Source organism: Shinella zoogloeoides (assembly GCF_003574625.1).
Taxonomy (GTDB): Bacteria; Pseudomonadota; Alphaproteobacteria; order Rhizobiales; family Rhizobiaceae; genus Shinella; species Shinella zoogloeoides_A.
In genome coordinates this window covers 1-1,338 of sequence record NZ_QNUJ01000024.1, presented here as the reverse complement: position 1 = coordinate 1,338, position 1,338 = coordinate 1, and the positions used below count along the sequence as shown (strand labels likewise).

At 60.0% G+C, this 1,338-nt stretch carries 2 protein-coding genes; one reads left to right on the top strand and one right to left on the bottom strand.

The window, feature by feature from the left end:
* Nucleotides 1-33 precede the first annotated feature (33 nt).
* Nucleotides 34-627, bottom strand: a complete 594-nt coding sequence (locus DSD28_RS25680) for a recombinase family protein (protein ID WP_119259269.1) — start codon at nucleotides 625-627, stop codon at nucleotides 34-36.
* Between the two features lie 165 nt (nucleotides 628-792).
* On the opposite strand from DSD28_RS25680, the gene DSD28_RS25675 reads away from it, so the two are divergent.
* Nucleotides 793-1,338, top strand: a 546-nt coding sequence (locus DSD28_RS25675; protein ID WP_162911558.1) for a DUF4158 domain-containing protein, incomplete at its 3' end; no start/stop codon positions are given.

The following is a 1,338-nucleotide window of genomic DNA, read 5'->3' as shown; positions in this document are numbered from 1 at the left end:
GGGGTCAGAACAAGATTTGTTCCCCCAGACACGCTAAGGTCGAACGGACCGTGAACTCTCGTCGCGAACCCGCATAATGGTCTGCCGGCTCGTCGCGAATTTCCTTGCTATCGCCGAAACGCTCATGCCCGCCGCAAGATCGTTGCGGACACCCTGCTTCTGTTCATCGCTGAGCGTGAAGGGCCGGCCGAGGGTCTTGCCTTCCGACTTGGCGCGCTTGAGACCGGATTGCGTCCGCTCAATCAGCAAATCCCGCTCGAATTGGGCGACGGCATTGAGCACGTTCATGGTCATGGTGCCGGCCGAGCTGGTGAGGTCGGCGCCGCCGAGCGCGAGGCAATAGACCCTCACGCCCATTTCGGACAGTGTTCTGACGGTGGTGCTGACGTCGATCGCATCACGGCCCAAGCGGTCGAGCTTTGTCACGATGAGAATGTCGCCGGACTCCAGCTTGTCCATGAGCCGGGAAAAGCCGCGGCGTTGCGCGATGGCGGTGCTGCCGGAAACCGTCTCGGTGACGATCCGGCGCGGTTCGACCTGGAAGCCGGCGGCTTCGATTTCCTGAATCTGGTTCTCGGTCGTCTGGCCGGTCGTGGAGACGCGGACATAGGCGAAGGTGCGTGGCATGAGGGCAATTTTGTCCGAATAGGCTGTCCAAAATATTGGCTCTGTTCATAAGCCTGTCAAGATAATTTGTGGACAGGCCGTTTTACCCCTGTACGCAATCGCTCGTTTTTGGACAGGAAACCCCGCCCTGTTCATCGGGGTGCCGGATGTAAAAGGAGTAGGCGGGTGGGGCGAAGGAAACTGATTAGCGCGGCAGAGGCGCAAAATCTTCTCGGGCTGGCGGACAAGGACGGTTTGATCCGGCACTATACGATTGATGCTGCTGATCGCCTCGAATGCGAGTTGCGACGCCGCCCTCATAACAAACTGGGCTTTGCCATCCAGCTTTGCGTCATCCGACAAACCGGCCGGCTCCTGGGTGAGGACGAGCAACTGCCTTCAGCCATAGTTGAGTATGTTGCCGATCAGCTCGACGTCGATCCCCGCTCCTACTCCATCTATGCTCACCGTGCGCAAACCCGGTTCGAACATAGCCGATATCTGACGAACTACCTTGGCCTGCATGCAGCGGATCGCAAAGATCGCCGTGCAGCTTTGTTGGCCGCGACCGAGGCGGCTGCCGCCGGGGACAAGGGGCTGCCGATCGCCACGGCCGTCATCGCTGCCTTTCGTGAGCGGAAGGCGCTGCTGCCTTCTCAACATTCCATAGAGAAGATCGGCATTGCGGCCCGCGCCGTTGCTCGCCGTCGTGCTGAGAGTGCGCTGATCTCG